Origin of the sequence: Streptomyces sp. NPDC058671 (assembly GCF_042716475.1) — a bacterium.
Classification (GTDB): domain Bacteria; phylum Actinomycetota; class Actinomycetes; order Streptomycetales; family Streptomycetaceae; genus Streptomyces.
Genome location: NZ_JBHXSA010000009.1, coordinates 97,136 through 118,972 on the forward strand (window position 1 = coordinate 97,136; position 21,837 = coordinate 118,972).

Sequence of the window (21,837 nt, forward strand, 5' to 3'; positions counted from 1 at the left end):
TCCCATGACCACGGCACAGCACCTGGCGACGATCGACTTACTCCGCTCCCGCGCCTTCCCGGCGGGACCGGAGCGCTCCGGCCCCGTCGGCAGCGGTCCGGGCTTCCACGTCGGGGAGCTCGCGACGAGCGAGGAGTTCTGGGAGGACGACGGCACCCGCCGCGAGCTCGTCGAGGAGCAGTTCGAGGCGGAGCGGGACGGGCTCACCGCCCTGCTCTCGGCCCGCTGGGGCCCGCCGGACGAGCTGAGCCTGTGGTCCGTCCTCGAGCGGAGCATGGAGGGCGAGGAGATACCGGAGCCGTGGTCCACCCTCAGCTGCCACACCCCGCGGGTGACGCTGTGGCGGGCCGAGGGGCGGTGGATCGGCGTCGGCGTCTCCCAGTGGGACAAGGAGCTGCCGTTCCAGCTCCTCGCCGTGATCACCGACGTCGATCTCCCCTGAACACCGGGCAGGCCTACGGGAGGTCGGCCGCCTCCCGGAGGCGGGCGTACTCCTCGGCCATCGTCGCCGCCGTCCAGTGCGCGTTCAGACCGCTCGGATTGGGCAGCGCCCAGACCCGGGTGGAGCCGATCACCCGCTCCTGCGGCCCGATCGCGGCCTTCGGCTCGCCGAAGGCCGTCCGGTACGCGGTGACGCCGACGACCGCGAGCCAGCGCGGCGCGAGCCGCTCCACCTTCTCGACGAGCAGCCGCCCGCCCTCGCGGTACTCCTCGCGGCTCAGCTCGTCGGCCCGCGCGCTCGCCCGCGCCACCACGTTCGTGATCCCGAGGCCGTACGACAGGAGTTCCTCCTGCTCGTCCGGCCGCAACTGCCTCGGGGTGAAGCCGGACAGATGGAGCACCGGCCAGAACCGGTTGCCCGGCCGGGCGAAGTGGTGGCCCGTCGCCGCGGACACGAGACCCGGGTTGATCCCGCAGAACAGCACGGAGAGGCCGCCCGCCACCACGTCGGGAACGACGCGGTCGCGGGCGGCCTCCAGCTGCTCCGGGGTGAACCGGGTCAGAGGATCGCCCCCGGCGTGTAGGCGGCGGCCTCCGGGTGCTGCTTGAGGATCTCCTCGATGCGGGAGACCACGGAGGCGACCTGGTCGGCGGCGGCGCCCGTGAAGGACAGCTTGTCCGCCATCAGCTCGTCGAGTTGCGCCCGGTCCAGCGGGATGCGCTCGTCGGCGGCCAGCTTGTCGAGCAGCTCGTTGCGCTCGGCGCCCTGCTCGCGCATGGCGAGGGCGGAGGCGACGGCGTTCTCCTTGATCGCCTCGTGCGCGACCTCACGGCCGACCCCGGCGCGCACGGCGCCCATGAGGACCTTGGTGGTGGCGAGGAAGGGCAGGTAGCGGTCGAGCTCACGGGCGACGACGGCAGGGAAGGCGCCGAACTCGTCGAGCACGGTCAGGAAGGTCTCCAGGAGACCGTCGAGCGCGAAGAACGCGTCGGGCAGCGCCACCCGGCGGACCACGGAGCAGGACACGTCGCCCTCGTTCCACTGGTCGCCCGCCAGCTCGCCGGTCATCGACGCGTAGCCGCGCAGGATCACCATCAGGCCGTTGACGCGCTCGCAGGAGCGGGTGTTCATCTTGTGCGGCATCGCGGAGGAGCCGACCTGGCCGGGCTTGAAGCCCTCGGTGACCAGCTCGTGGCCCGCCATCAGACGGATCGTCTTGGCGACCGACGACGGGGCCGCCGCCAGCTGCACGAGCGAGGTGACCACGTCGTAGTCGAGCGAGCGCGGGTAGACCTGGCCGACCGAGGTGAAGGCGTGCGCGAAGCCGAGGTGACCGGCGATGCGCTGCTCCAGGTCGGCGAGCTTGCCGGCGTCGCCGCCGAGCAGGTCCAGCATGTCCTGCGCGGTGCCGACCGGGCCCTTGATGCCGCGCAGCGGGTAGCGGGCGATCAGCTCCTCCAGGCGGCCGTAGGCCACGAGCAGCTCGTCCGCCGCGGTCGCGAACCGCTTGCCGAGGGTCGTCGCCTGGGCGGCCACGTTGTGCGAGCGGCCCGCCATGACCAGCTCCGCGTACTCGGCGGAGAGCTTGCCGAGCCGGCCGAGGACGGCGACCGTACGGTCCCGCATCAGTTCGAGGGAGAGCCGGATCTGGAGCTGCTCGACGTTCTCGGTGAGGTCGCGCGAGGTCATGCCCTTGTGGACGTGCTCGTGGCCGGCGAGGGCGTTGAACTCCTCGATGCGGGCCTTCACATCGTGGCGGGTGACCTTCTCGCGCTCGGCGATGGATCCGAGGTCGACCTGGTCGAGCACGCGCTCGTAGTCGGAGAGCGCCGCCTCGGGGACCTCGATCCCGAGGTCCTTCTGCGCGCGCAGCACGGCGAGCCACAGCCGGCGCTCCAGCTTCACCTTCTGCTCGGGGGACCAGAGGACGGCGAGCTCCGCGGAGGCGTAGCGGCCGGCCAGAACGTTGGGGATGCGGGGCTTCGCAGTCACAGCAGTCACGTGGAGAGATTCTACTGGCGGTTTCTGCAGGCCAGCGCCACGGTTCCGACTGGAGCTTGCTACGAGACCCAGCTCACGCGGAACGGGAACGGCAGGGCCCCGTCGGGGTCATGGACCCGCCGACGGCTCGTACGGGAGCAGTTCGGGGCGCTTGGGGGCACGCCCGTCGCCCGACGAGCGGCCGGTCAGCCGGCGCCCGATCCACGGGCCGAGGTGCTCCCGTGCGAAGCGGGCGTCCGCGGCCCGGCGGCTCGCCCAGCCGGCCGGGGAGGACGGGGCCAGGGGCACCCGCCAGTCCTCCTCGGGTGCCAGCCCGAGCGCCTGCCACACGGCCTCGGCGACCCGGCGGTGCCCCTCGGTGGTGAGGTGGAGCCGGTCCACGTCCCAGAGCCGGGGGTCCCCGAGCGAGGGGGCCGCGTACAGGTCGACGACGAGCGCGTCGTGCCGGGCGGCCAGTTCGTCGATGTGTGTGAAGAGCTCCTCCATGCGGGGGCGGAAGCGCTCCATGACCGGGCCGTTGCGGCCGGGGCTGCGCATCAGGACCAGCCGGCCGCAGGAGGGGGCGAGCTGTTCGACGGCCTCGGTGAGCAGGCCGCGGACCCGGCCCATGTCGACCTTGGGCCGCAGGGTGTCGTTGAGCCCGCCGACGAGGGTGACGACGTCCGCCTTCATGGCGGCGGCCGGCTCGACCTGTTCGTCGACGATCTGGCGGATGAGCTTGCCGCGGACGGCGAGGTTGGCGTACCGGAAGCCGGGGGCGCGGGCGGCGAGACGGTCCGCGAGGATGTCGGCCCAGCCCCGGTAGGAGCCGTCGGGCCTCAGGTCCGACATGCCCTCGGTGAAACTGTCGCCCAGGGCGACGAAACTGTTGTATGTGGCATTGATGTGCATGGCGGCTCGATCATACCGTGCGGTATGCGGGGGACGCCCGACGCGCGGGAGGGCCCCGGGACACACCCGGGGCCCTCCCTGCGTCGTACGAGCCGTCACGAGGCCGCCGGGCGGCCCACCAGCTCCCGCAGCACGTCCTCCATCGCCACGAGCCCGGCGGGCCTGCCGTCCTCGTCGAGCACCGCCGCCAGGTGCGTCCGGCTGCGTCGCATCGCGGTCAGGACGTCGTCCAGCGGCGTGACCGCCCGGACCCGGGCGATCGGCCGCAGCGCGGACACCGGGAACGGCAGATCGCGCGGGACGACGTCAAGGGCGTCCTTGACGTGCAGATAACCGAGGATCCGGCGCTCCGCGTCCGCGACCGGGAAACGCGAGAAGCCCGTGAGCGCCGACAGCGCCTCCAGCTCCTCGGGGGTGGTCCCGACCTGCGCGTACACCACCTTGTCCGGCGGCATCACGACGTCCCGCACGGGACGGCGGCCCAGCTCCAGGGCGTCGTGCAGCCGCTCGGCGGCCCGGTCGTCCAGGAGCCCCGCGTCGCCCGCGTCCGTGACCATCCGCGCCAGCTCGTCGTCCGAGAACGTCGCCGAGACCTCGTCCTTGACCTCCACCCGCAGCAGCTTGAGCAGCGCGTTGGCGAAGGCGTTGATCGCGAAGATCACCGGCCGCAGCGCCCGCGCGAGCGCCACCAGGGGCGGGCCGAGCAGCAGCGCGGTCCGTGTCGGCTCGGCGAGCGCGATGTTCTTCGGCACCATCTCGCCGAGGAGCATGTGCAGATACGTGGCCACGCTCAGCGCGATCACGAACGAGATCGGGTGGACCAGACCGTGCGGCACACCGACCGCGTCGAAGACCGGTTCGAGCAGGTGCGCGATGGCGGGCTCGGCGACGATGCCGAGCACCAGGGTGCACAGCGTGATGCCCAGCTGCGCCGCCGCGAGCAGGGCGGAGACGTGCTCCAGGCCCCAGATGACGCTGCGCGCCCGCCGGTCCCCGGATTCCGCGAGCGGTTCGATCTGACTGCGGCGGACCGAGATCAGGGCGAACTCGGCGCCGACGAAGAAGGCGTTGACGATCAGGGTCAGCAGACCGATCAACAACTGGATCGCGATCATCGGCCGACCTCCCCGGTCCTGTCGTCGGTGGTGTCCGTCACGGGCGCGTGCAGCATGACGCGCGCGGCCCGGCGACCGGAGGCGTCCACGACGTCGAGCCGCCAGCCGCCCAGGTCCACACTGTCGCCGACGGCCGGGATGCGACCCAGCTCCGACGCCACGACACCCGCGAGCGTCTCGTACGGGCCGTCCGGCACCCGGAGGCCGATCGCCCCCACCTGATCCGTACGCGCGGCGCCGTCGGCGGACCACAGCTCGCGCCCGTCCGCGTCCTCACCGGCCCGTGCCAGGTCGGGCGTCTCGTGCGGGTCGTGCTCGTCGCGGACCTCGCCGACGACCTCCTCGACGATGTCCTCCAGGGTGGCGACCCCGGCCGTACCGCCGTACTCGTCGATGACGACCGCCATCGTCTGCTTCCCGGACAGCCGGTCCAGCAGCCGGTCCACGGTGAGCGTCTCCGGGACGAGGAGGGGTTCGCGGAGCATCTCGCCGATCCGGCGGCGCGGCCGCTCGTCGGCCGGTATGGCGAGCACGTCCTTGATGTGGGCGATGCCGACGACCGAGTCGAGACTGCCCCGGTAGACGGGGAAGCGGGACAGGCCGGTCGCGCGCGTGGCGTTGGCGACGTCCTCGGCGGTGGCCTGCACGTCGAGGGCGGTGACCTGGACGCGGGGCGTCATCACGTTCTCAGCGGTCAGCTCACCCAGGTTGAGAGTGCGGACGAACAGCTCGGCCGTGTCCGCCTCCAGGGCGCCCTCCTTGGCGGAGTGCCGGGCGAGCGCCACGAGCTCCTGCGGGGAGCGCGCGGACGCCAGCTCCTCGGTGGGCTCCATGCCCAGGCGGCGCAGGATCCGGTTCGCGGTGTTGTTGAGGTGACCGATCAGCGGCTTGAACGCGGCGGTGAAGACCCGCTGCGGGGTGGCCACCACCTTGGCGACGGCGAGCGGTGAGGAGATCGCCCAGTTCTTCGGGACCAGCTCGCCGACCACCATCAGGACGACGGTCGACAGGGCGGTGCCCAGGACGAGGGCGACGGAGGAGGCGACCGTGGGGGAGAGGCCCACGGCTTCGGCCGGACCCCGGATCAGCTTGGCGACCGAGGGCTCGGCGAGCATGCCGACGACCAGATTGGTGACGGTGATGCCCAGCTGGGCGCCGGAGAGCTGGAACGTCAGCGACCTGACGGCCTTGAGCGCACCGGCCGCCCCGCGCTCGCCGCGGCTCGCGGCGGCTTCGAGTTCGCCGCGCTCGACCGTGGTCAGCGAGAACTCGGCCGCGACGAAGGCGCCGCACGCGACGGAGAGGAGGAGCGCCAGGAGGAGGAGCAGCACTTCGGTCATCGGTTCACCTCCGTCCCATGATCGGCCAGGGCGGGAAGGATCGCTCGATGTCGGTCGTCGAAGCGGGTGCTGTCGGAACCAGTGCTACTGGGAGGCTCGCCCATGGGCGGACGCTCACACCTTTCGGTCGTCGGGATGAACAACCATGGTAAAGGACGGGCAAAGCGCGAGGTCGGTCACCCCGAACGCCTGTCACCGGTCCTCCGTCCCACGTCGCTCATCCCCGAGCGTTCCCCTCGACCGCGTTCTCACGCCGGCTCACCGCCGTCCCGTTCATGAGCGGTTTCACCCATCGGCGCCAGCGCTCCTCGCGCTCGTACCCGGCGGCCTTCCACAGGCTTCGCCCGGTCTCGTTCGCCTCCAGCACCATGGCGTCCGCACGCCGCCCGCCGAGCGCGACGAAACGTTCCTCGGCGGCACGCAGGAGCGCGGTGGAGATGCCACGCCTGCGGTACGAGGGCAGCACCGCGAGCCGGTACAGGGAGGCGCGCCAGCCGTCCCAGCCCGCGATCACGGAGCCCACGATCACCCCGTCGGCAACGGCGAGGATGAGCGCCTCGGGGTCACGCTCGACCAGCCGGGTCACCCCGTGCACGTCGTCGGATATGGACGTCCCCTCGGCGGACTCGCCCCAGAAGGCCAGCACGGCCTCCGCGTCGGCACGGGTGGCGGCACGTATCCGAAGATCGGTCATGGCCCGATCCCACCACACGCGTCCGAGCCGGTGCCACGGAGTTCCGGGCGGCGGACGGACGGCGGGGCGGGGGAGCGGCTACCGGCGGGCCACTCCGAGGACGCACGGGGACGCCGGCAGTCGCGGCCCCTTCTCCGGGAGGTCGAACGAGCGGTACGGCCCCAGGGCGAACCCGGCCGCCTCGACGGCCGCGAGCGGCGCGCGGGAGATGTGGCAGCCGCCGAAGAGCAACGGCCAGACCGTCCGGTCGAGACCCCGCTGCACCCGCGCGAGGCCGGGCGTGTCCGCCACGCCGTGCTCGAAGAACCGGAGCTCACCACCGGGACGCAGGACCCGGTGCAGCTCCGCGAGGGCCTGCGGCACGCTCCGTACCGTGCACAGGACGAGCGAGGCCACCGCCGCGTCGAAGGAGGCGTCCTCCAACGGCAGCGCCTCCGCCGTGTCCGGCAGCACGGTCACCGGCACGGAGGCCCGCCGCGCGCCCTCCTGGGCGAGCCTGCGCAGCCGCGCCTCCGGCTCGACGGCCACCACCTCACAGACCCCGGCCGGATAGTGCGCGAAGTTCAGCCCGTTCCCCGCGCCGATCTCCAGGACCCGGCCGGACAGCCCCGCGAGCAGCTCCGTGCGCAGGTCGCCGATGCCGCCCTTGCTGTCGGCGGACACGCTGAAGCGGGCGTAGAACCGGGCGAACAGCGGATGGTGGACGCGGTCCGACGGGGATCCGGTCCGAAGGGGGCGCGGCGGTCTCACGGCAATCACCTCAGCCGGTCACGAAGCAGAACTCGTTGCCCTCCGGATCCCGCATCACCTGGAAGGCACCCTGCTCGTCCGTCACCAGGCCGCCGACCCGGGCCGCGCCCAGGGACAGGGCCTCCTCGGCGGCCCGCTCGGGCTCCTCCGCCTCCAGGTCGAGATGGACCCGGTTCTTCACCGACTTGCCCTCCGGCACCCGCTGGAACGCGAGCCGCGCGAACCCCGGCGGGTCCACGTACGACCAGTCGCCACTCCGGTCGACCGGAGCGCCGCCGAGGAGCCCCGCCCAGAAGCGGACGAGGACGGCCGGATCGGCACAGTCGAACACGACCTCCTGCACGGAAACACGCATGCCTCCAGCCTACGGAGTCACACCCCCCGCGGCTGCCCCTCGAACGGCACGGGATCACCGAAGGCGGCGGCGAACCGCTCCGCGAACTCCTCCGCGTCCCAGGTGCCGCCCAGGGCGGGGCCGAGCCAGCCGCCCGCGGCCGCCCGGAACTCCGCGGGATCGAGCGACCCCGACCCCTCCGGCACGGCGCCGAGGAGCGGCGCGCCCGCCGCCTCCGGCAGGTCCGCCAGATTGCACCGCGCCGCCAGGTCCGGCGCGGCCGGCCAGCTGCCGACGACGACACCGAGCTGCTCGATCCCGCGCGCCCGCAGCGCCTCGGCGGTCAGAGCCGTCGAGTTGAGCGTCCCCAGACCGGCCGGGGCGACCACCAGGACCGGTGCGCCGAGCAGCGCCGCCGCGTCCGCGAGCGTGCCGCCCTCCGCGTCGAAGCGCACGAGCAACCCGCCGGCCCCCTCCACGAGGACCAGGTCGTGCTCGGCCGCCAGCTTCCGGGCGGCCTCGGCGACCTCCCCGGGCCCGACGGGCGCGAGCCCGGCCCGCCGGGCCGCCGTACCCGGAGCCAGCGGCTCGGGGAAACGGCCCAGCTCGGCGCGGCCCACGGCGCCGGAGAGCCGTACCACCTCCTCCGCGTCGCCGCGCTCCTGCGGCCCGACGCCCGTCTGCGCGGGCTTCAGGACGGCGACCGACCGGCCGGCGGCGGTGGCCACGGCGGCGACCGCCGCGGTCACGACCGTCTTGCCGATCTCCGTACCCGTACCGCTGACGACGACGATTCCCACCGCTGCTCCTCTTCTTCCGTTCAGGCCGCTGCCGCCGCCGCGCGCACGGCGGCGCAGATCCGGGCCAGGTCCTCGTCGCCCGTCACGTACGGCGGCATCGTGTAGATCAGGTCCCGGAACGGGCGCAGCCACACGCCCTCCCGGACCGCCGCGCGCGTCGCCGCCGCCATGTCGACGGGGTGGTCGAGCTGGACGACGCCGATCGCCCCCAGCACCCGCACCTCGCGCACCCCGGGGAGGTCGGCCGCCGGGGCGAGCCCCTCCCGCAGTCCGGTCTCGAGCCGCTTGACCTCGACCTGCCAGTCCCGCGACAGGAGCAGGTCGATCGAGGCGAGGGCCACCGCCGACGCGAGCGGGTTGCCCATGAACGTCGGCCCGTGCGCCAGGACCGGCACCTCGCCCCGCGAGATCCCGTCGGCGACCCGGCTCGTGCAGAGCGTCGCCGCCATCGACAGATAACCGCCGGTCAGCGCCTTGCCCAGGCACATCACATCGGGCGAGACGCCCGCCTGGTCGGCGGCGAACAGCGTGCCCGTCCGCCCGAAGCCGGTGGCGATCTCGTCGAGGACGAGCAGCACGTCGTGCGCGTCGCACGCCTCCCGGAGCACCCGCAGATACGCCGGGTCGTGGAAGCGCATGCCGCCCGCGCCCTGCACCACCGGCTCCACGACCACCGCGGCCAGTTCGTGCGCGTGCCTCCCGATCTCGGTCCGCAGCAGCTCGGCGTACGACTCCTCGTACGCCGCCGGGGGAGCGTCCACGAACACCTGCCGCTGGAGGACTCCCGTCCACAGCTCGTGCATCCCGCCCTCGGGGTCGCACACGGACATCGGCTGCCAGGTGTCCCCGTGGTAGCCGCCGCGCCAGGTGAGCAGCCGCTGCTTCTCCGGGCGGCCGAGGGAGCGCCAGTACTGCAGGCACATCTTGACCGCGACCTCGACGGACACGGAGCCCGAGTCGCTGAGGAAGACGTGCCGCAGCGGCTCGGGGGTGATCTCGACGAGCCGGGCGGCGAGCCGCACGGCCGGCTCGTGGGTGAGCCCGCCGAACATGACGTGGCTCATCCGCTCGAGCTGGCCGCGCACCGCCTCGTTGAGCACGGGGTGGTTGTAGCCGTGTACCGCCGACCACCAGGACGACATGCCGTCGACCAACTCGGCCTGTCCCTCGGAGGGTTCGGCGAGCTTCAGGCGCACACCGGACGCGGACTCCACCACCAGCGGGTCCGTACGTCCCGGCATGGGGCCGTACGGATGCCAGACGTGCGCCCGGTCGAGGGCGAGGAGTTCGTCGTTGCGCACGGACGTCACGCGTTCGGCGCGAGGTCCGTGCCGGCGCCCCGGCGCCGCACCGCGACCAGGTCGGTACGGGCGCCGTTCGCGGCGGTCTCCGTCTGCGGCTCCTCGGCGGGAGCGGGCACCGCGTGGCCGCCGCAGGGACCGCAGCCGCCGGAGTGCGAGCCGCAGCCCGCGCCCTCCTCCGCCTTCTCCGCGGACGAGCCGCAGCCCGCCGACACGGACGAGCCGCAGCCGCCGCCCGCCGCACCGGCGGCCGCGAGCGCGTCGGCGCGGTGCCGCGGCAGCGTCGTCGTGCCCGCGCCCTCCACCTCGAAGCCCGCGTCCGCGATCATGTCCAGGTCGGCCTGACCGGCCTGGCCCTCGCTCGTCAGGTAGTCGCCGAGGAAGATCGAGTTCGCGATGTTCAGCGCCAGCGGCTGCATCGAGCGCAGGTGCACCTCACGTCCGCCCGCGATCCGGACCTCGACGTCGGGGCAGACGAACCGCACCATCGCGAGGATCCGCAGGCAGCGCTGCGGGGTGAGGTTCCACTCCTTGGCGAGCGGGGTGCCCTCGAAGGGGATGAGGAAGTTGACCGGCACCGAGTCCGAGTCCAGTTCCCGCAGCGCGTACACGACGTCGACGAGGTCCTCGTCGGTCTCGCCCATGCCCGCGATCAGGCCGGAACAGGCCGAGAGACCCGCGGCGTGCGCCTTCCGCACGGTGTCGACGCGGTCCGCGTAGGTGTGGGTCTTGGTGATCTGCCCGTACGTCCCCTCGGACGTGTTCAGGTTGTGGTTGTACGCGTCGGCGCCGGCGTCCCGCAGCCGCTCGGCCTGCCCGTCCGAGAGCAGACCGAGACAGGCGCAGACCTCGACGCCCTCGTTCTGCTCCTTGATGGCCTCGATGGTCCGGCCGACGCGTTCCACGTCCCGGTCCGTCGGACCGCGCCCGCTCGCCACCAGACAGACCCTCTTGGCACCGCCCGCGACACCCGCCGCGGCGGCCTGGGACGCCTCGTCCGGCTTCAGCCAGGTGTACTTGAGGATCCCCGCCTCGGAACCGAGTCGCTGGGAGCAGTACGAGCAGTCCTCCGGGCACAGCCCGGACTTCAGGTTCACCAGGTAGTTGAGCTTCACCCGGCGCCCGAACCACTGGCGGCGCACCTTCCCGGCCGCCGCCACCACATCGAGCAGTTCGTCGTCGGAGGTCGCCAGGACGGCGAGCGCTTCTTCACGGGTCGGCAGCTCGCGCCGCAGCCCCTTCTCCACCAGCGTGTTCAGCAGGTCCATAACCGCTGATCCTGGCCTACCGCGCACCCCCGGGCCAAGGAGGATCCGAACAAACGCCTCCGTTCGAGGTGTGTGGATGGCCACATCCCGACCCCGGCACCCTGCGGTTAGGGTCTGTGCGCTGCCTACAAAAGGATCGCCGCATGCCACAGGCCGACGCCGCACGGGCCGAGGGCCCGCGCCGCACCGCGTTCGACTGGACCGACGCCGAGGCGCGCCGCCGGGCGGAGGCCGGTCTTGTCCGGACGCTGCGGCCCCGGGCGGCGGAGTCGGACCTGCTCGACCTGGCGAGCAACGACTACCTCGGCCTCACCCGCCGTACGGAGGTCACCGAGGCGGCGGCCGACGCCGCCCGGCGTTGGGGCGCGGGCTCCACCGGCTCACGGCTCGTCACCGGCACCACCCGCCTCCACACCCGCCTCGAACGCGAACTCGCCGCGTTCTGCGGCTTCGAGGCGGCCCTCGTCCTCTCCTCCGGCTACACCGCCAACCTCGCCGCGCTGACGGCGCTCGGCGTCCGGGACTCCCTGATCGTCTCGGACGCCTCCAACCACGCATCGATCGTCGACGGCTGCCGACTCGCACGCGCCGAGACGGCCGTCGTCCCGCACACCGACCCCGAAGCCGTACGCAAGACCCTCGACGCGCACCCGGGGCGGCGCGCCCTGGTCGTCAGCGACTCCGTGTTCTCCGTCGACGGCGACAAGGCCCCGCTGCCGGAGCTCGCCGCCGCCTGCCGCGTCCACGGCGCCGGGCTCGTCGTGGACGACGCCCACGGCCTCGGCGTCCTCGGCGAGGGGGGCAGGGGCGCCCTCCACGAAGCCGGGCTCGCGGGCGACGAGGACGTCGTGGCCACGCTGACCCTGTCCAAGTCCCTCGGCAGCCAGGGCGGCGCCGTCCTCGGCCCCGCCCGGGTGATCGAACACCTGGTGAACGCGGCCCGTACCTTCATCTTCGACACCGGGCTCGCCCCGGCCGCCGTGGGCGGCGCACTGGCGAGCCTGCGGCTGCTCGTGGCCGAGCCGGGCCTCGCCGGGCGGGCCCGTACCGTCGCCACCACGCTGCACTCCCTGCTCACCGGGGCGGGCCTCACGGCGGCCCGGCCCGACGCGGCCGTGGTGTCGGTGCGCGCCCCCTCCCCGGAGGCGGCGCTGCGCTGGGCGGCGGACTGCCGTGAGCAGGGTCTCGGGGTGGGCTGTTTCCGGCCCCCGTCCGTGCCCGACGGCATCTCGCGGCTGCGCCTCACGGCCCGCGCCGATCTGACGGACGCGCAGATCGAGCGCGCGGTGGAGACGATCCTGAGGACCGCACCCGTGGCCCCGCAGGAGTGATCGCGGGGTGGCACCGGGCCGGGGCGGCGGCCCGAAGGCGGGGGCCAAGGGCGTTCCCGGTCACCACAGTTCACCGCTTCGGGCGACAGATGGGGACATATCTTGGTGGAACGCCGCCCGGCGCGGCACGATCGGTGGCAATCTGACGCGAAGCGCGATCCGGGGCAGCCGCCCCGGCGGGAAAGGGACAGCGTCGCCATGGCAGACCACCAGGAAGCATCCGTCACGCTGCCGAGCGACCCCGCCTCGGTCCCCACGGCCCGGCGGTACGTCGCGGACGTCCTCACCGACTGGGGACTGGACGGCGCCGCCGACATCGCGGACTCGATCCGTCTGATCGTCTCCGAGCTGGCCACCAACGCCGTCCTGCACACCCTCGGCCAGTCACCCACCTTCACGGTGGAGGTCCGGCTGGAGCGCGAGGAACGGCTCCACATCGGGATCACGGACAGCCACCCCCGCAGGCCCCGCCGCCTCCCGGCGGCGGTCCAGCAGGACAACGGCCGGGGCATGGTCATCGTCCGTGTCCTGGCGGCGCAGGCGGGCGGCCGTCTCTCGGTCACACCGACCGAGGACGGCGGGAAGACGGTCTGGATCACGATCCCGTGGACCGCGGCCCCCCTGGCGAGTCGCTAGGGCGGCCTGAGCCGCACGAGAGGGCCCAGGAGTGTCCAGGGCAGGTCCGGCGGAGCAGAGGGTGCGGCGGCGCCACCGCACCCCCCCAGGACGGACCGTCAACCCCGTCGTGTCACCGGACGCGGCCGTAGTAGACCTTCGACGACCAGATCTTGTCGAGCTTCACCCAGGAGCCGGTCTTGGGCGAGTGCCAGATCCTGCCGCTGCCGGCGTAGATGCCCACGTGGTACACCCTCCCGCCGGAGTGGAAGAAGACCAGGTCCCCCTTCTGCCTGGTGGAGGCGGAGATGTGCCGGGTCTTGTTGTACTGCTGCTGCGCGGTACGTGGCAGCGACTTGCCCGCCTTCTTGTACGCGTAGAGCGTCAGGCCGGAGCAGTCGAACCTGGAGGGCCCGGCGCTCCCGTACCGGTACGGGGCCCCCTTCTTGGCGGCGGCGATGCTCAGTGCCTTGTTCGCGTGCGTGGTGGCCGCCTGGGCCTCCGACGCTGCTCCGGGTGCGAGCAGCGTGCCGCCGACGGCGGCGAGGGTGAGAGCCGAGACGGCTCCGGCCCGGGACAGCAGGGACGGGACGTGCATCTGCGCAGTCATGCGCAACCCTTCGTCAGCCGCCTGTGAAGGATGACCTGTCGGGTTCGGGCAGGCGAAGATGCCCGGCCGCTGGCGCGGCTTCACCCCAAGGGACGGCCCCGCTGTCGGAACAGCGCGTACGCCCCGTAAAAATCGGGTCCTCCACTCCTGCCGATCCAATCCTGTCGACCAGACGTCCGGGACAGCGGCAGGACTCGGCGTCCGCCCGGACCGCCCCGCCGCGGCGGCGGGGGCTTGTCGTCGACAGGGATCTTGACCCATGTCCGGGGTGAAATCCGAGCTGAAACAGCGATATGTGAGGCTACTCACGACTGATCCGTTCGGGTGGACAGGACGCTTTCGTGATCTCCGGAGGTGCGGCCAACGAGCCCCGCACCAGGGGTGGAACGTCCCGTTCCGCTAAATGTGTACACCTGTCGCGCAACTTGCCCGGGTCATTTATCGACTCGTCGACTACGCCGAACGAGCGAGAGTTTCTGCGCCACATGTGGGCCGTACGGACCTGGACACGACACGACGGAATGTCAACTCTCCCGTGGCTCGCGGACGGTGACCCGACCGGCTCTGCGCTCCCCGTCCAGCACCCGCAGCGCACGCGCCAAGGTGTCGGCGTGCACCTCGCTCTCGCCCCGCGCGTGCATGCGCGTCAGGGCCTCGCGCAGCGCCTCGGCCCGGCCCACCAGGGCTTGTGCCGCCCGTAGCGCCCCATAGGTGTGCGTACCTCTGGATGGATTGATCTTCCCGAGCAGGTCGACGACTTCGAGGTACGCGTCGACGAGTTCACCCTCGGCCCGGGTCAGGGCGGGCAGCGGCGGCAGTTCGGGAACCACGGCCGGCTCACCGCGCCGGGCCGCCGACGGCCGCACGCCGACTGGTGATCACATGATCCACCAGTCCGTACGCGACCGCCTGGGGGGCGTCCAGGACCGTCAGCCGGTCCAGGTCGGCGTCGATCCGGGCCCGGGGCTGCCCGGTGTGCTCGGCGAACGCCGTGGCCATCAGGGCGCGGAGGCGGAGCAGTTCGCGCGCGTGGAGGTCGAGGTCGCTCGGCTGCCCCCGCAGGGGCTCGTCGAGGGCGGGCTGGCGGAGCGTGACCCGCGCGCCGGGGAGCATCAGCCGCTTGCCCGGGGTGCCGGCGGCGAGCAGGAGCGCGGCGGTGGACGCGGCCTGCCCCAGACAGGTGGTCTCCACGTCGCAGTGGAGCGAGCGCATCGTGTCGTGGATGGCGGTCGTCGCGGTGATCGAGCCGCCCGGGGAGTTGAGGTAGAGCGAGACGTCCTGGCCCGGCGCCGCGTGGTCCAGATACAGGAGCTGGGCGATGACGTCGTTGGCCGAGGTCTCGTCGATCGGTGCGCCGAGGAAGACGATCCGGGACGCGAGGAGCCTGGAGTAGGGGTCCAGGGTCCTGATTCCGTGGGCGGTCCGCTCCGTGAACTCGGGGAGGACGTGGCGACCGTGCATGGCGGTACCTCCAACGTAAGAAATGTACAGGACGTACAGGCCGTAAGATGGGGAGCATGACCTACGAGATCCCGGTGACGCAAGCGCGAGCCGAGCTCGCCGACCTCATCAACCGCGTCGTGTACGGCGGTGAGCGCGTCGTCGTCACCCGCCACGGGAAGCCGCTCGTCGCCCTCGTCTCCGCCGCTGACCTGGAGGAACTCGAAGCGGCCGAGAAGCCCGTCGACGAGCAGGTGGTCAGCTCGGTCTCCACCTTCCACCGGCTCGACTCCGCTTCCGGCGAACAGGGCCGCTTCGGTCTCGCCGCACGGCACCGCGAATCCGGCGCCTCGTAGAGGCGGGCGCGGATCCACGGCCGGACGGGCCGACGCGGGCCCCGTCCGGCCGGACGATCATGGAAACGCAAAGCCGCAGTTAACGAGCCGGAAAAACTTCCGCCCTAACGTGCAATGTCTGACCGCGTGCCGCGTCTCGGCAGCTCGACAGTGTGGTGACGGTCGATAGGGTCCGCAGCTGTCCGGGTGTGTCCCGGTCGACGACTGTGAGGTGGAAGAGTGCAACTGAGCCCGCACGAACAGGAACGCCTGCTCATCCATGTGGCGGCGGACGTGGCCGAGAAGCGCCGGGCCAGGGGAGTGCGGCTCAATCACCCCGAGGCCGTCGCGCTCCTCACCTCCCACATCCTCGAAGGCGCCCGCGACGGCCGCACCGTCGCCGAGCTCATGGCCTCCGGGCGCACGGTCCTCACCCGCGAGGACGTCATGGACGGCATCCCCGAGATGATCCACGACGTCCAGGTCGAGGCCACCTTCCCCGACGGCACCAAGCTCGTCACCGTCCACGACCCCATCGTCTGAGCGGGCCGCCGATGATCCCCGGAGAGATCCTGTACGCGGACGGCCCCGTCACCCTCAACGAGGGGCGACCCGTCACCCGCCTGACCGTGCTCAACGCCGCCGACCGGCCCGTCCAGGTCGGCTCCCACTACCACTTCGCCGAGGTCAACCCCGGCCTGGAGTTCGACCGGGCCGCCGCGCACGGACGACGACTCCACATCGCCGCCGGCACCGCCGTCCGCTTCGAACCCGGCATCCCCGTCGAGGTCGAACTCGTCCCCCTGGCAGGCCGCCGGATCGTGCCCGGCCTGCGCGGCGAGACGGCAGGCCCCCTCGACACCACCTACGCCACCGACACCGCCGCACAGCACCAGGACGGCGACCATGCCTGACCTCCACCGCGCCGTGTACGCCGACCTGTTCGGCCCCACCACCGGCGACCGCGTCCGGCTCGCCGACACCGACCTCCTCGTCGAGATCGAGGAGGACCGCAGCGGCGGCCCCGGCCGCGCCGGGGACGAGGCCGTCTTCGGCGGCGGCAAGGTCATCCGCGAGTCCATGGGCCAGGCCCGCACCACCCGAGCCGAGGGCGCCCCCGACACCGTGATCACCGGCGCCGTGGTCATCGACCACTGGGGCGTCGTCAAGGCCGACATCGGCATCAGGGACGGCCGGATCACCGCCCTCGGCAAGGCCGGCAACCCCGACACCATGGACGGCGTCCACCCCGACCTCGTGATCGGCCCCGAGACCGAGATCATCGTCGGCAACGGCAGGATCGTCACCGCGGGCGCCGTCGACGCCCACGTCCACTTCATCTCGCCCACCGTCGTCGAGCAGGCCCTCGCCACCGGCGTCACCACCCTCGTCGGCGGCGGCACCGGACCGGCCGAGGGCACCAAGGCGACCACGGTCACGCCCGGCCCCTGGCACACGGCCCGGATGTTCGAGGCCCTGGACACCTTCCCCGTCAACATCGGCCTGCTCGGCAAGGGCAACACGATGTCTCGGGAGGCCATGCACTCCCAACTCCGGGGCGGCGCCCTCGGGTTCAAGATCCATGAGGACTGGGGGGCGACCCCGGCCGTCATCGACGCCTGCCTGTCCGTCTGCGAGGAGACCGGCGCCCAGCTCGCCATCCACACCGACACCCTGAACGAAGCCGGATTCGTCGGCGACACCCTCGCCGCCATCGCCGGGCGCACCGTCCACGCCTACCACACCGAGGGCGCCGGAGGCGGACACGCCCCCGACATCATCACGGTCGTCTCCGAGCCGTACGTCCTGCCCAGCTCCACCAACCCGACCCGGCCGCACACCGTCAACACCATCGAGGAACACCTCGACATGCTGATGGTCTGCCACCACCTCAACCCGGCCGTCCCCGAGGACCTCGCCTTCGCGGAGTCCCGCATCCGGCCCTCCACCATCGCCGCCGAGGACGTCCTCCACGACCTGGGCGCGATCTCGATCATCTCCTCCGACTCCCAGGCCATGGGCCGGATCGGCGAGGTGATCATGCGCACCTGGCAGACCGCGCACGTCATGAAGAAGCGCCGCGGCGCCCTGCCCGGGGACGGCCGCGCCGACAACCACCGGGTGCGCCGCTACGTCGCCAAGTACACGATCAACCCGGCCGTGGCCCAGGGCATGGACCATCTCATCGGCTCGGTCGAGCCCGGCAAGCTCGCCGATCTGGTCCTCTGGGAGCCCGCCTTCTTCGGCGTCAAACCGCTCGTCGTCGTCAAGGGCGGCCAGATCGCGTACGCGCAGATGGGCGACGCCAACGCCTCCATCCCCACCCCCCAGCCGATCCTGCCCCGCCCGATGTTCGGCGCGCTCGGCAGGGCCGCGGCGGCCGGCTCGGTCAACTTCGTCGCCCGGGCCGCCATCGAGGACGACCTGCCGCGCAGGCTCGGTCTCCACAAGGAGTTCACCGCCATCGGCTCCACCCGGCGGGTCACCAAGGCCGACATGCGCGAGAACGACGCCCTGCCCCGGGTCGAGGTCGACGCCGACACCTTCACGGTGACCATCGACGGCGAAGTGGTCGAACCCGCGCCCGCCGCGGAACTTCCCATGGCCCAGCGCTACTTCCTCTTCTGACGGCGCGCGCCTCCATGACACGCTCCGCACTCCTCGTCCTCGCCGACGGACGCTTCCCCGCCGGTGGGCACGCCCACTCCGGCGGCGCCGAGGCCGCCGTCAGGGCCGGCCGCATCAAGGACGCCGCCGGACTCGAGGCCTTCTGCCGGGGCCGGCTGCACACCACCGGCCTCACCTCGGCCGCGCTCGCCGCCGGCGCCGCGTTCGGACTCGACCCGGTCGAACTCGACGCGGCTGCGGACGCCCGCACCCCCTCGCCCGCCCTGCGCGCCACTGCCCGCAGACTCGGCCGCCAGCTGATGCGGGCCGCCCGCGCCACCTGGCCGAGCCCCGCACTCGACGCGCTCGCGACCGCGTTTCCGCGCGGCGCCCACCAGCCCGTCGTCCTCGGCATCACCGCCCTGGCCGCCGGGCTCGGCCCCGAGGACGCCGCCCACTGCGTCGCGTACGAGACGGTCGGCGGCCCCGCCACCGCCGCCGTACGCCTCCTCAGCCTCGACCCGTACCAGGCCACCGCCGTCCTGGCCCGCCTCGCCCCCGAGATGGACGAGGTCGTCGAGCGCGCCACCGCCGCCGCCCGCGAGGGAGTCCACGCGCTGCCCGCCGCCTCCGCCCCCCTCCTCGACCTCACCGCCGAGCAGCACGCGGCCTGGCCCGTCCGCCTCTTCGCCTCGTAACGCTCCGACAGGAGAACCATGCACCTCGACCACGCCCACACCCACCACGGCGCCGTCTCCGCCGACGCCCACCGCCCCGACGGCACCCGCCGCGCCCTGCGCATCGGACTCGGCGGCCCCGTCGGCTCAGGCAAGACCGCGACCGTCGCCGCCCTCTGCCGGGTCCTGCGCGACACCCTCTCCCTCGCCGTCGTCACCAACGACATCTACACCCGCGAGGACGCCGACTTCCTGCTCCGCAACGCCGTCCTGCCGCCCGAGCGCATCCAGGCCGTGGAGACCGGCGCCTGCCCGCACACCGCCATCCGCGACGACATCTCCGCCAACCTGGAAGCCGTCGAGGAACTGGAGGAGGCCGTGGGCCCCCTCGACCTCATCCTCGTCGAGTCCGGCGGCGACAACCTCACCGCCACCTTCTCCAAGGGGCTCGTCGACGCCCAGATCTTCGTCATCGACGTGGCCGGCGGCGACGACATCCCGCGCAAGGGAGGCCCTGGCGTCACCACCGCCGACCTCCTCGTCGTCAACAAGACCGACCTTGCCCCCCACGTCGGCTCCGACCTGGAGCGGATGGCCCGCGACGCCGAACAGCAGCGCGGCGAACTGCCCGTCGCCTTCACCTCGCTGCGCGCCGAGAACGGCGTCGCGCCCGTCGCCGACTGGGTCCGCGCCCAGCTCGCGGCATGGACCGCGTGAGCCTGCGCGCCACGGCCCGGATCACCGCCGACGCCGACGGCGGGCTGCCGCTCCTGGTGAGCGAAGGGCCGCTCGCCGTGCGCCGCACCCGGGCGGCCGGTCCGTACACCCGGGTCACCCTCGTCGGGGCGATGAGCGCCCCCCTCGGCGGTGACCGGCTCGCCGTCGAGACCGAGGTGCGGGACGGGGCCCGGCTCCTGGTCGACGCGGCCGCCGCGACCCTCGCCCTGCCGGGCCGGAGCGCCGAGCCCGCCGCGTACGACGTCCGGATCACCGTCGGCGGGGAGGGAGTCCTGCGGTGGCTGCCCGAACCGCTGGTCTCCGTCCACGGCTCGGACCTGCGGATGCGCACCGTCGTCGCGCTCGCCCCCACGGCCCGGCTGGTCCTGCGCGAGGAACAGGTCCTCGGCCGCCACGGCGAACCCCCCGGCACCCTCCGCACCCGCCTCACCGTCCACCGCGCCGGACGCCCCCTCCTCGACCAGGAGCTCGCGTACGGGCCGGGGGCGCCCGGCGGCTGGGACGGCGGCGCGGTCCTCGGCGGTCACCGCGCCACCGGTCAACTCCTCGTCGTCGAACCCGACTTCGAGGAGAAGCCGGCCGTGCCCCGACTCCTCGGCGAGCACGCGGCCATCACCCCGCTCGCCGGACCCGGGGCCCTCGCCACCGCCGTCGCCCCCGACGCCCTGACCCTGCGCCGCCTCCTCGACGAGGCCCTGGAGCTGCTCGCACCCGCGTGAGCCGTACCGCTCACCGGGACACCGTCACCGGTTATGGGTTCGGCAAAGAAACACCCGTACGGGCTTACGTCGTGCTGCCCACGGACGAAAGGATCACCCGAACAGAACGACACCTACAGGGGAGGGACTTGTGCGACGTACGGCAGCACTCGGCTCGGCCGGCACTCTGATAGCGGGCGCGCTCGTCGTGGGCGCGCTCACCGCCCCGGCGGCCAACGCCGACAGCGACCGTCACCCGCGCGACACCGAGGCGATCGGTGTCGCCGTCGCCGCGGCGCGGGCCGCCCAGGCCGGCATCGACTGGCAGGACTGTCCGGCCGACTGGGGCCTGGAGAAGCCGATCCAATGCGGCTGGGTCACCGTCCCCGTCGACTACGCGAAGCCCCACGGCAAGAAGATCAGGATCGCGGTCGACCGGATCGGCGCCACCGGCGCGCCCGCCGAGCGCCAGGGCGCACTCCTCTACAACCCCGGCGGGCCCGGCGGCTCCGGACTGCGTTTCCCGCGCCGGGTCACCACCAAGAACGCGATCTGGGCGAACACCGCCAAGGCCTACGACTTCGTGGGCTTCGACCCGCGCGGCGTCGGCAGGTCCGCCCCCATCTCCTGCGTCGACCCGACCGAGTTCGTCAAGGGCCCCAAGCTCGACCCGGTCCCCGACACCGAGGCGGACAAGCGCGCGCAGCGCAAGCTCGCCGCCGAGTACGCGCAGGGCTGCGCCGAGCGGAGCGGCGACCTCCTGCCGTACGTCAACACCCTCAACACCGCCCGGGACCTCGACGTCGTCCGCGCCGCCCTCGGCGAGAAGAAGCTCAACTTCGTCGGCGTCTCCTACGGCACCTACCTCGGCGCCGTCTACGGCACCCTCTTCCCGAGCCACGTCCGCCGCATGGTCCTCGACAGCGTCGTCAACCCCTCGACGCGCAAGATCTGGTACGAGGCCAACCTCGACCAGGACATCGCCTTCGAGGGCCGGCTCAAGGACTGGATGACCTGGGTCGCCCAGCACGACGCCACCTACCACCTCGGCGACACCTACGAGGAGGTCCACCGGCAGTGGACGACCCTGCGCGCCGCCGCCAAGAAGGCGCCCCTCGGCGGCACGGTCGGCCCCGCCGAACTCATCGCCTTCTTCCAGAACGCCCCCTACTACGACTCCATGTGGGCCCCGGTGGCCGAGGCGTGGAGCGCGTACGCCGCCGGTGACCCGCAGCCGCTGATCGAATCGGCCGCCGCCGACCTCACCGACACCGCGGGCAACGCCTCCGCCGAGAACGGCAACGCCGTCTACACCGCGGTCGAGTGCGCCGACGCGCCCTGGCCCACCAGCTGGAAGACGTGGGACCGTGACAACAGCCGGCTCCACCAGCGGTACCCGTTCATGACCTGGGCCAACGCCTGGATGAACCTGCCGTGCGCCACCTGGTCCACCCCGCGCCAGCGCCCGACCGAGGTGAAGACCGGCAAGGGCCTGCCGCCGGTGCTCATCACCCAGGCCGAGCGCGACGCCGCCACGCCGTACGGCGGCGCCGTCGAGCTGCACAAGCGGTTCAAGGGCTCGCGCCTGATCACGGAGAAGGACGCCGGGTCGCACGGCGTCACCAACCTGGTCAACCCGTGCCTCAACACCAAGGTCGAGGCCTACCTGCTGACCGGGAAGCTGGACGCCAGGGACCAGACCTGCGCCCCGCACGCCGCCCCGCGGCCGTAGCGGCCCGCGGGACCGGGCGTGGGGGGGGGGCGCCCGCCCCCCCCACCCCCCCCCGTCCCCCCCGGGCGGCCCCCCCCCCGGGCGACCCCCCGCAAAACAAGAAATGCCCCCCCAAAAA

General features: G+C 72.8%; 25 protein-coding genes and 1 riboswitch. Of the genes, 11 read left to right on the plus strand and 14 right to left on the minus strand.

All coding sequences use genetic code 11. The annotated features are described in order from the left end of the window. The first annotated feature begins 4 nt into the window (after nucleotides 1-4). Nucleotides 5-442: a hypothetical protein gene (locus ACFWV2_RS13740; RefSeq protein ID WP_384405178.1), complete on the plus strand. Its 438-nt coding sequence runs from the start codon at nucleotides 5-7 to the stop codon at nucleotides 440-442. A gap of 13 nt (nucleotides 443-455) precedes the next feature. On the opposite strand, the gene mug is transcribed toward ACFWV2_RS13740, so the two are convergent. The 11 genes from mug to bioB form a co-directional block, all read right to left on the minus strand. Then, nucleotides 456-947 carry a G/U mismatch-specific DNA glycosylase gene (mug, locus tag ACFWV2_RS13745; RefSeq protein WP_384405179.1) on the minus strand — a complete coding sequence of 164 codons (492 nt, stop codon included), beginning with the start codon at nucleotides 945-947 and terminating at the stop codon, nucleotides 456-458. Nucleotides 948-1,000: 53 nt separating this feature from the next. Next, entirely contained in the window at nucleotides 1,001-2,443 is a 1,443-nt protein-coding gene (gene purB / locus ACFWV2_RS13750) for an adenylosuccinate lyase (protein WP_384405180.1), read from the minus strand. Between the two features lie 108 nt (nucleotides 2,444-2,551). Beyond that, nucleotides 2,552-3,334 (minus strand): SGNH/GDSL hydrolase family protein, encoded by a 783-nt coding sequence (locus ACFWV2_RS13755; protein ID WP_384405181.1) that lies wholly within the window; start codon nucleotides 3,332-3,334, stop codon nucleotides 2,552-2,554. Between the two features lie 95 nt (nucleotides 3,335-3,429). Next, nucleotides 3,430-4,449 carry a hemolysin family protein gene (locus tag ACFWV2_RS13760; RefSeq protein ID WP_384405182.1) on the minus strand — a complete coding sequence of 340 codons (1,020 nt, stop codon included), beginning with the start codon at nucleotides 4,447-4,449 and terminating at the stop codon, nucleotides 3,430-3,432. Continuing rightward, a complete protein-coding gene (locus ACFWV2_RS13765) occupies nucleotides 4,446-5,789 on the minus strand; it encodes a hemolysin family protein (protein ID WP_384405183.1) in 1,344 nt (447 codons plus the stop codon). Before ACFWV2_RS13765 ends, ACFWV2_RS13760 begins: the two co-directional genes overlap by 4 nt. Nucleotides 5,790-6,006: 217 nt before the next feature. Next, a complete protein-coding gene (locus ACFWV2_RS13770) occupies nucleotides 6,007-6,483 on the minus strand; it encodes a GNAT family N-acetyltransferase (RefSeq protein ID WP_384405184.1) in 477 nt (158 codons plus the stop codon). 78 nt (nucleotides 6,484-6,561) lie between these two features. After that, a complete protein-coding gene (locus ACFWV2_RS13775; RefSeq protein WP_384405185.1) occupies nucleotides 6,562-7,233 on the minus strand; it encodes a class I SAM-dependent methyltransferase in 672 nt (223 codons plus the stop codon). Between the two features lie 10 nt (nucleotides 7,234-7,243). Continuing rightward, on the minus strand, nucleotides 7,244-7,588 hold the full coding sequence (locus tag ACFWV2_RS13780) for a VOC family protein (RefSeq protein WP_384405186.1): 345 nt from the start codon (nucleotides 7,586-7,588) through the stop codon (nucleotides 7,244-7,246). Between the two features lie 17 nt (nucleotides 7,589-7,605). Next, the gene (gene bioD, locus ACFWV2_RS13785) at nucleotides 7,606-8,367 is read right to left on the minus strand and encodes a dethiobiotin synthase (protein ID WP_384405187.1); all 762 of its coding nucleotides are present in this window, start codon (nucleotides 8,365-8,367) and stop codon (nucleotides 7,606-7,608) included. A 20-nt stretch (nucleotides 8,368-8,387) separates the two neighbouring features. Further along, nucleotides 8,388-9,668 carry an adenosylmethionine--8-amino-7-oxononanoate transaminase gene (locus ACFWV2_RS13790; protein ID WP_384405333.1) on the minus strand — a complete coding sequence of 427 codons (1,281 nt, stop codon included), beginning with the start codon at nucleotides 9,666-9,668 and terminating at the stop codon, nucleotides 8,388-8,390. 5 nt (nucleotides 9,669-9,673) lie between these two features. Then, nucleotides 9,674-10,936 carry a biotin synthase BioB gene (gene bioB / locus ACFWV2_RS13795; protein WP_384405188.1) on the minus strand — a complete coding sequence of 421 codons (1,263 nt, stop codon included), beginning with the start codon at nucleotides 10,934-10,936 and terminating at the stop codon, nucleotides 9,674-9,676. 143 nt (nucleotides 10,937-11,079) lie between these two features. On the opposite strand from bioB, the gene ACFWV2_RS13800 reads away from it, so the two are divergent. Further along, nucleotides 11,080-12,267, plus strand: coding sequence for an 8-amino-7-oxononanoate synthase (locus tag ACFWV2_RS13800; protein WP_384405189.1), 1,188 nt, complete (start codon nucleotides 11,080-11,082; stop codon nucleotides 12,265-12,267). Between the two features lie 198 nt (nucleotides 12,268-12,465). Next, the gene (locus ACFWV2_RS13805) at nucleotides 12,466-12,903 is read left to right on the plus strand and encodes an ATP-binding protein (protein ID WP_384405190.1); all 438 of its coding nucleotides are present in this window, start codon (nucleotides 12,466-12,468) and stop codon (nucleotides 12,901-12,903) included. A gap of 112 nt (nucleotides 12,904-13,015) precedes the next feature. Here ACFWV2_RS13805 and ACFWV2_RS13810 read toward each other — a convergent pair whose 3' ends face one another. The 3 genes from ACFWV2_RS13810 to ACFWV2_RS13820 form a co-directional block, all read right to left on the minus strand. Next, nucleotides 13,016-13,492 (minus strand): C40 family peptidase, encoded by a 477-nt coding sequence (locus ACFWV2_RS13810; protein WP_384405191.1) that lies wholly within the window; start codon nucleotides 13,490-13,492, stop codon nucleotides 13,016-13,018. A gap of 3 nt (nucleotides 13,493-13,495) precedes the next feature. After that, nucleotides 13,496-13,677, minus strand: a riboswitch (cyclic di-AMP (ydaO/yuaA leader). A 339-nt stretch (nucleotides 13,678-14,016) separates the two neighbouring features. Continuing rightward, complete coding sequence (locus ACFWV2_RS13815; protein ID WP_384405192.1) at nucleotides 14,017-14,322, minus strand: hypothetical protein; 306 nt, start codon at nucleotides 14,320-14,322, stop codon at nucleotides 14,017-14,019. Nucleotides 14,323-14,329: 7 nt separating this feature from the next. Further along, the gene (locus tag ACFWV2_RS13820) at nucleotides 14,330-14,953 is read right to left on the minus strand and encodes an ATP-dependent Clp protease proteolytic subunit (RefSeq protein ID WP_384405193.1); all 624 of its coding nucleotides are present in this window, start codon (nucleotides 14,951-14,953) and stop codon (nucleotides 14,330-14,332) included. 56 nt (nucleotides 14,954-15,009) lie between these two features. Between ACFWV2_RS13820 and ACFWV2_RS13825 the strand changes: the two genes are divergently transcribed. From ACFWV2_RS13825 to ACFWV2_RS13860, 8 genes are all read left to right on the plus strand, one after another. After that, nucleotides 15,010-15,288: a type II toxin-antitoxin system Phd/YefM family antitoxin gene (locus ACFWV2_RS13825; protein ID WP_384405194.1), complete on the plus strand. Its 279-nt coding sequence runs from the start codon at nucleotides 15,010-15,012 to the stop codon at nucleotides 15,286-15,288. Nucleotides 15,289-15,507: 219 nt separating this feature from the next. Next, entirely contained in the window at nucleotides 15,508-15,810 is a 303-nt protein-coding gene (locus ACFWV2_RS13830; RefSeq protein ID WP_360791421.1) for an urease subunit gamma, read from the plus strand. An 11-nt stretch (nucleotides 15,811-15,821) separates the two neighbouring features. Beyond that, a complete protein-coding gene (locus tag ACFWV2_RS13835) occupies nucleotides 15,822-16,181 on the plus strand; it encodes an urease subunit beta (protein ID WP_384405195.1) in 360 nt (119 codons plus the stop codon). After that, nucleotides 16,174-17,895: an urease subunit alpha gene (locus ACFWV2_RS13840; RefSeq protein ID WP_384405196.1), complete on the plus strand. Its 1,722-nt coding sequence runs from the start codon at nucleotides 16,174-16,176 to the stop codon at nucleotides 17,893-17,895. The genes ACFWV2_RS13835 and ACFWV2_RS13840 overlap by 8 nt, the downstream gene beginning before the upstream one ends. Nucleotides 17,896-17,909: 14 nt before the next feature. Continuing rightward, on the plus strand, nucleotides 17,910-18,572 hold the full coding sequence (locus tag ACFWV2_RS13845; protein ID WP_384405197.1) for an urease accessory protein UreF: 663 nt from the start codon (nucleotides 17,910-17,912) through the stop codon (nucleotides 18,570-18,572). Between the two features lie 18 nt (nucleotides 18,573-18,590). Then, entirely contained in the window at nucleotides 18,591-19,268 is a 678-nt protein-coding gene (gene ureG, locus ACFWV2_RS13850; RefSeq protein WP_384405198.1) for an urease accessory protein UreG, read from the plus strand. Beyond that, nucleotides 19,265-20,008, plus strand: a complete 744-nt coding sequence (locus ACFWV2_RS13855) for an urease accessory protein UreD (protein ID WP_384405334.1) — start codon at nucleotides 19,265-19,267, stop codon at nucleotides 20,006-20,008. Before ureG ends, ACFWV2_RS13855 begins: the two co-directional genes overlap by 4 nt. 130 nt (nucleotides 20,009-20,138) lie before the next feature. Continuing rightward, nucleotides 20,139-21,719, plus strand: coding sequence for an alpha/beta hydrolase (locus tag ACFWV2_RS13860; RefSeq protein ID WP_384405199.1), 1,581 nt, complete (start codon nucleotides 20,139-20,141; stop codon nucleotides 21,717-21,719). Nucleotides 21,720-21,837 lie beyond the last annotated feature (118 nt).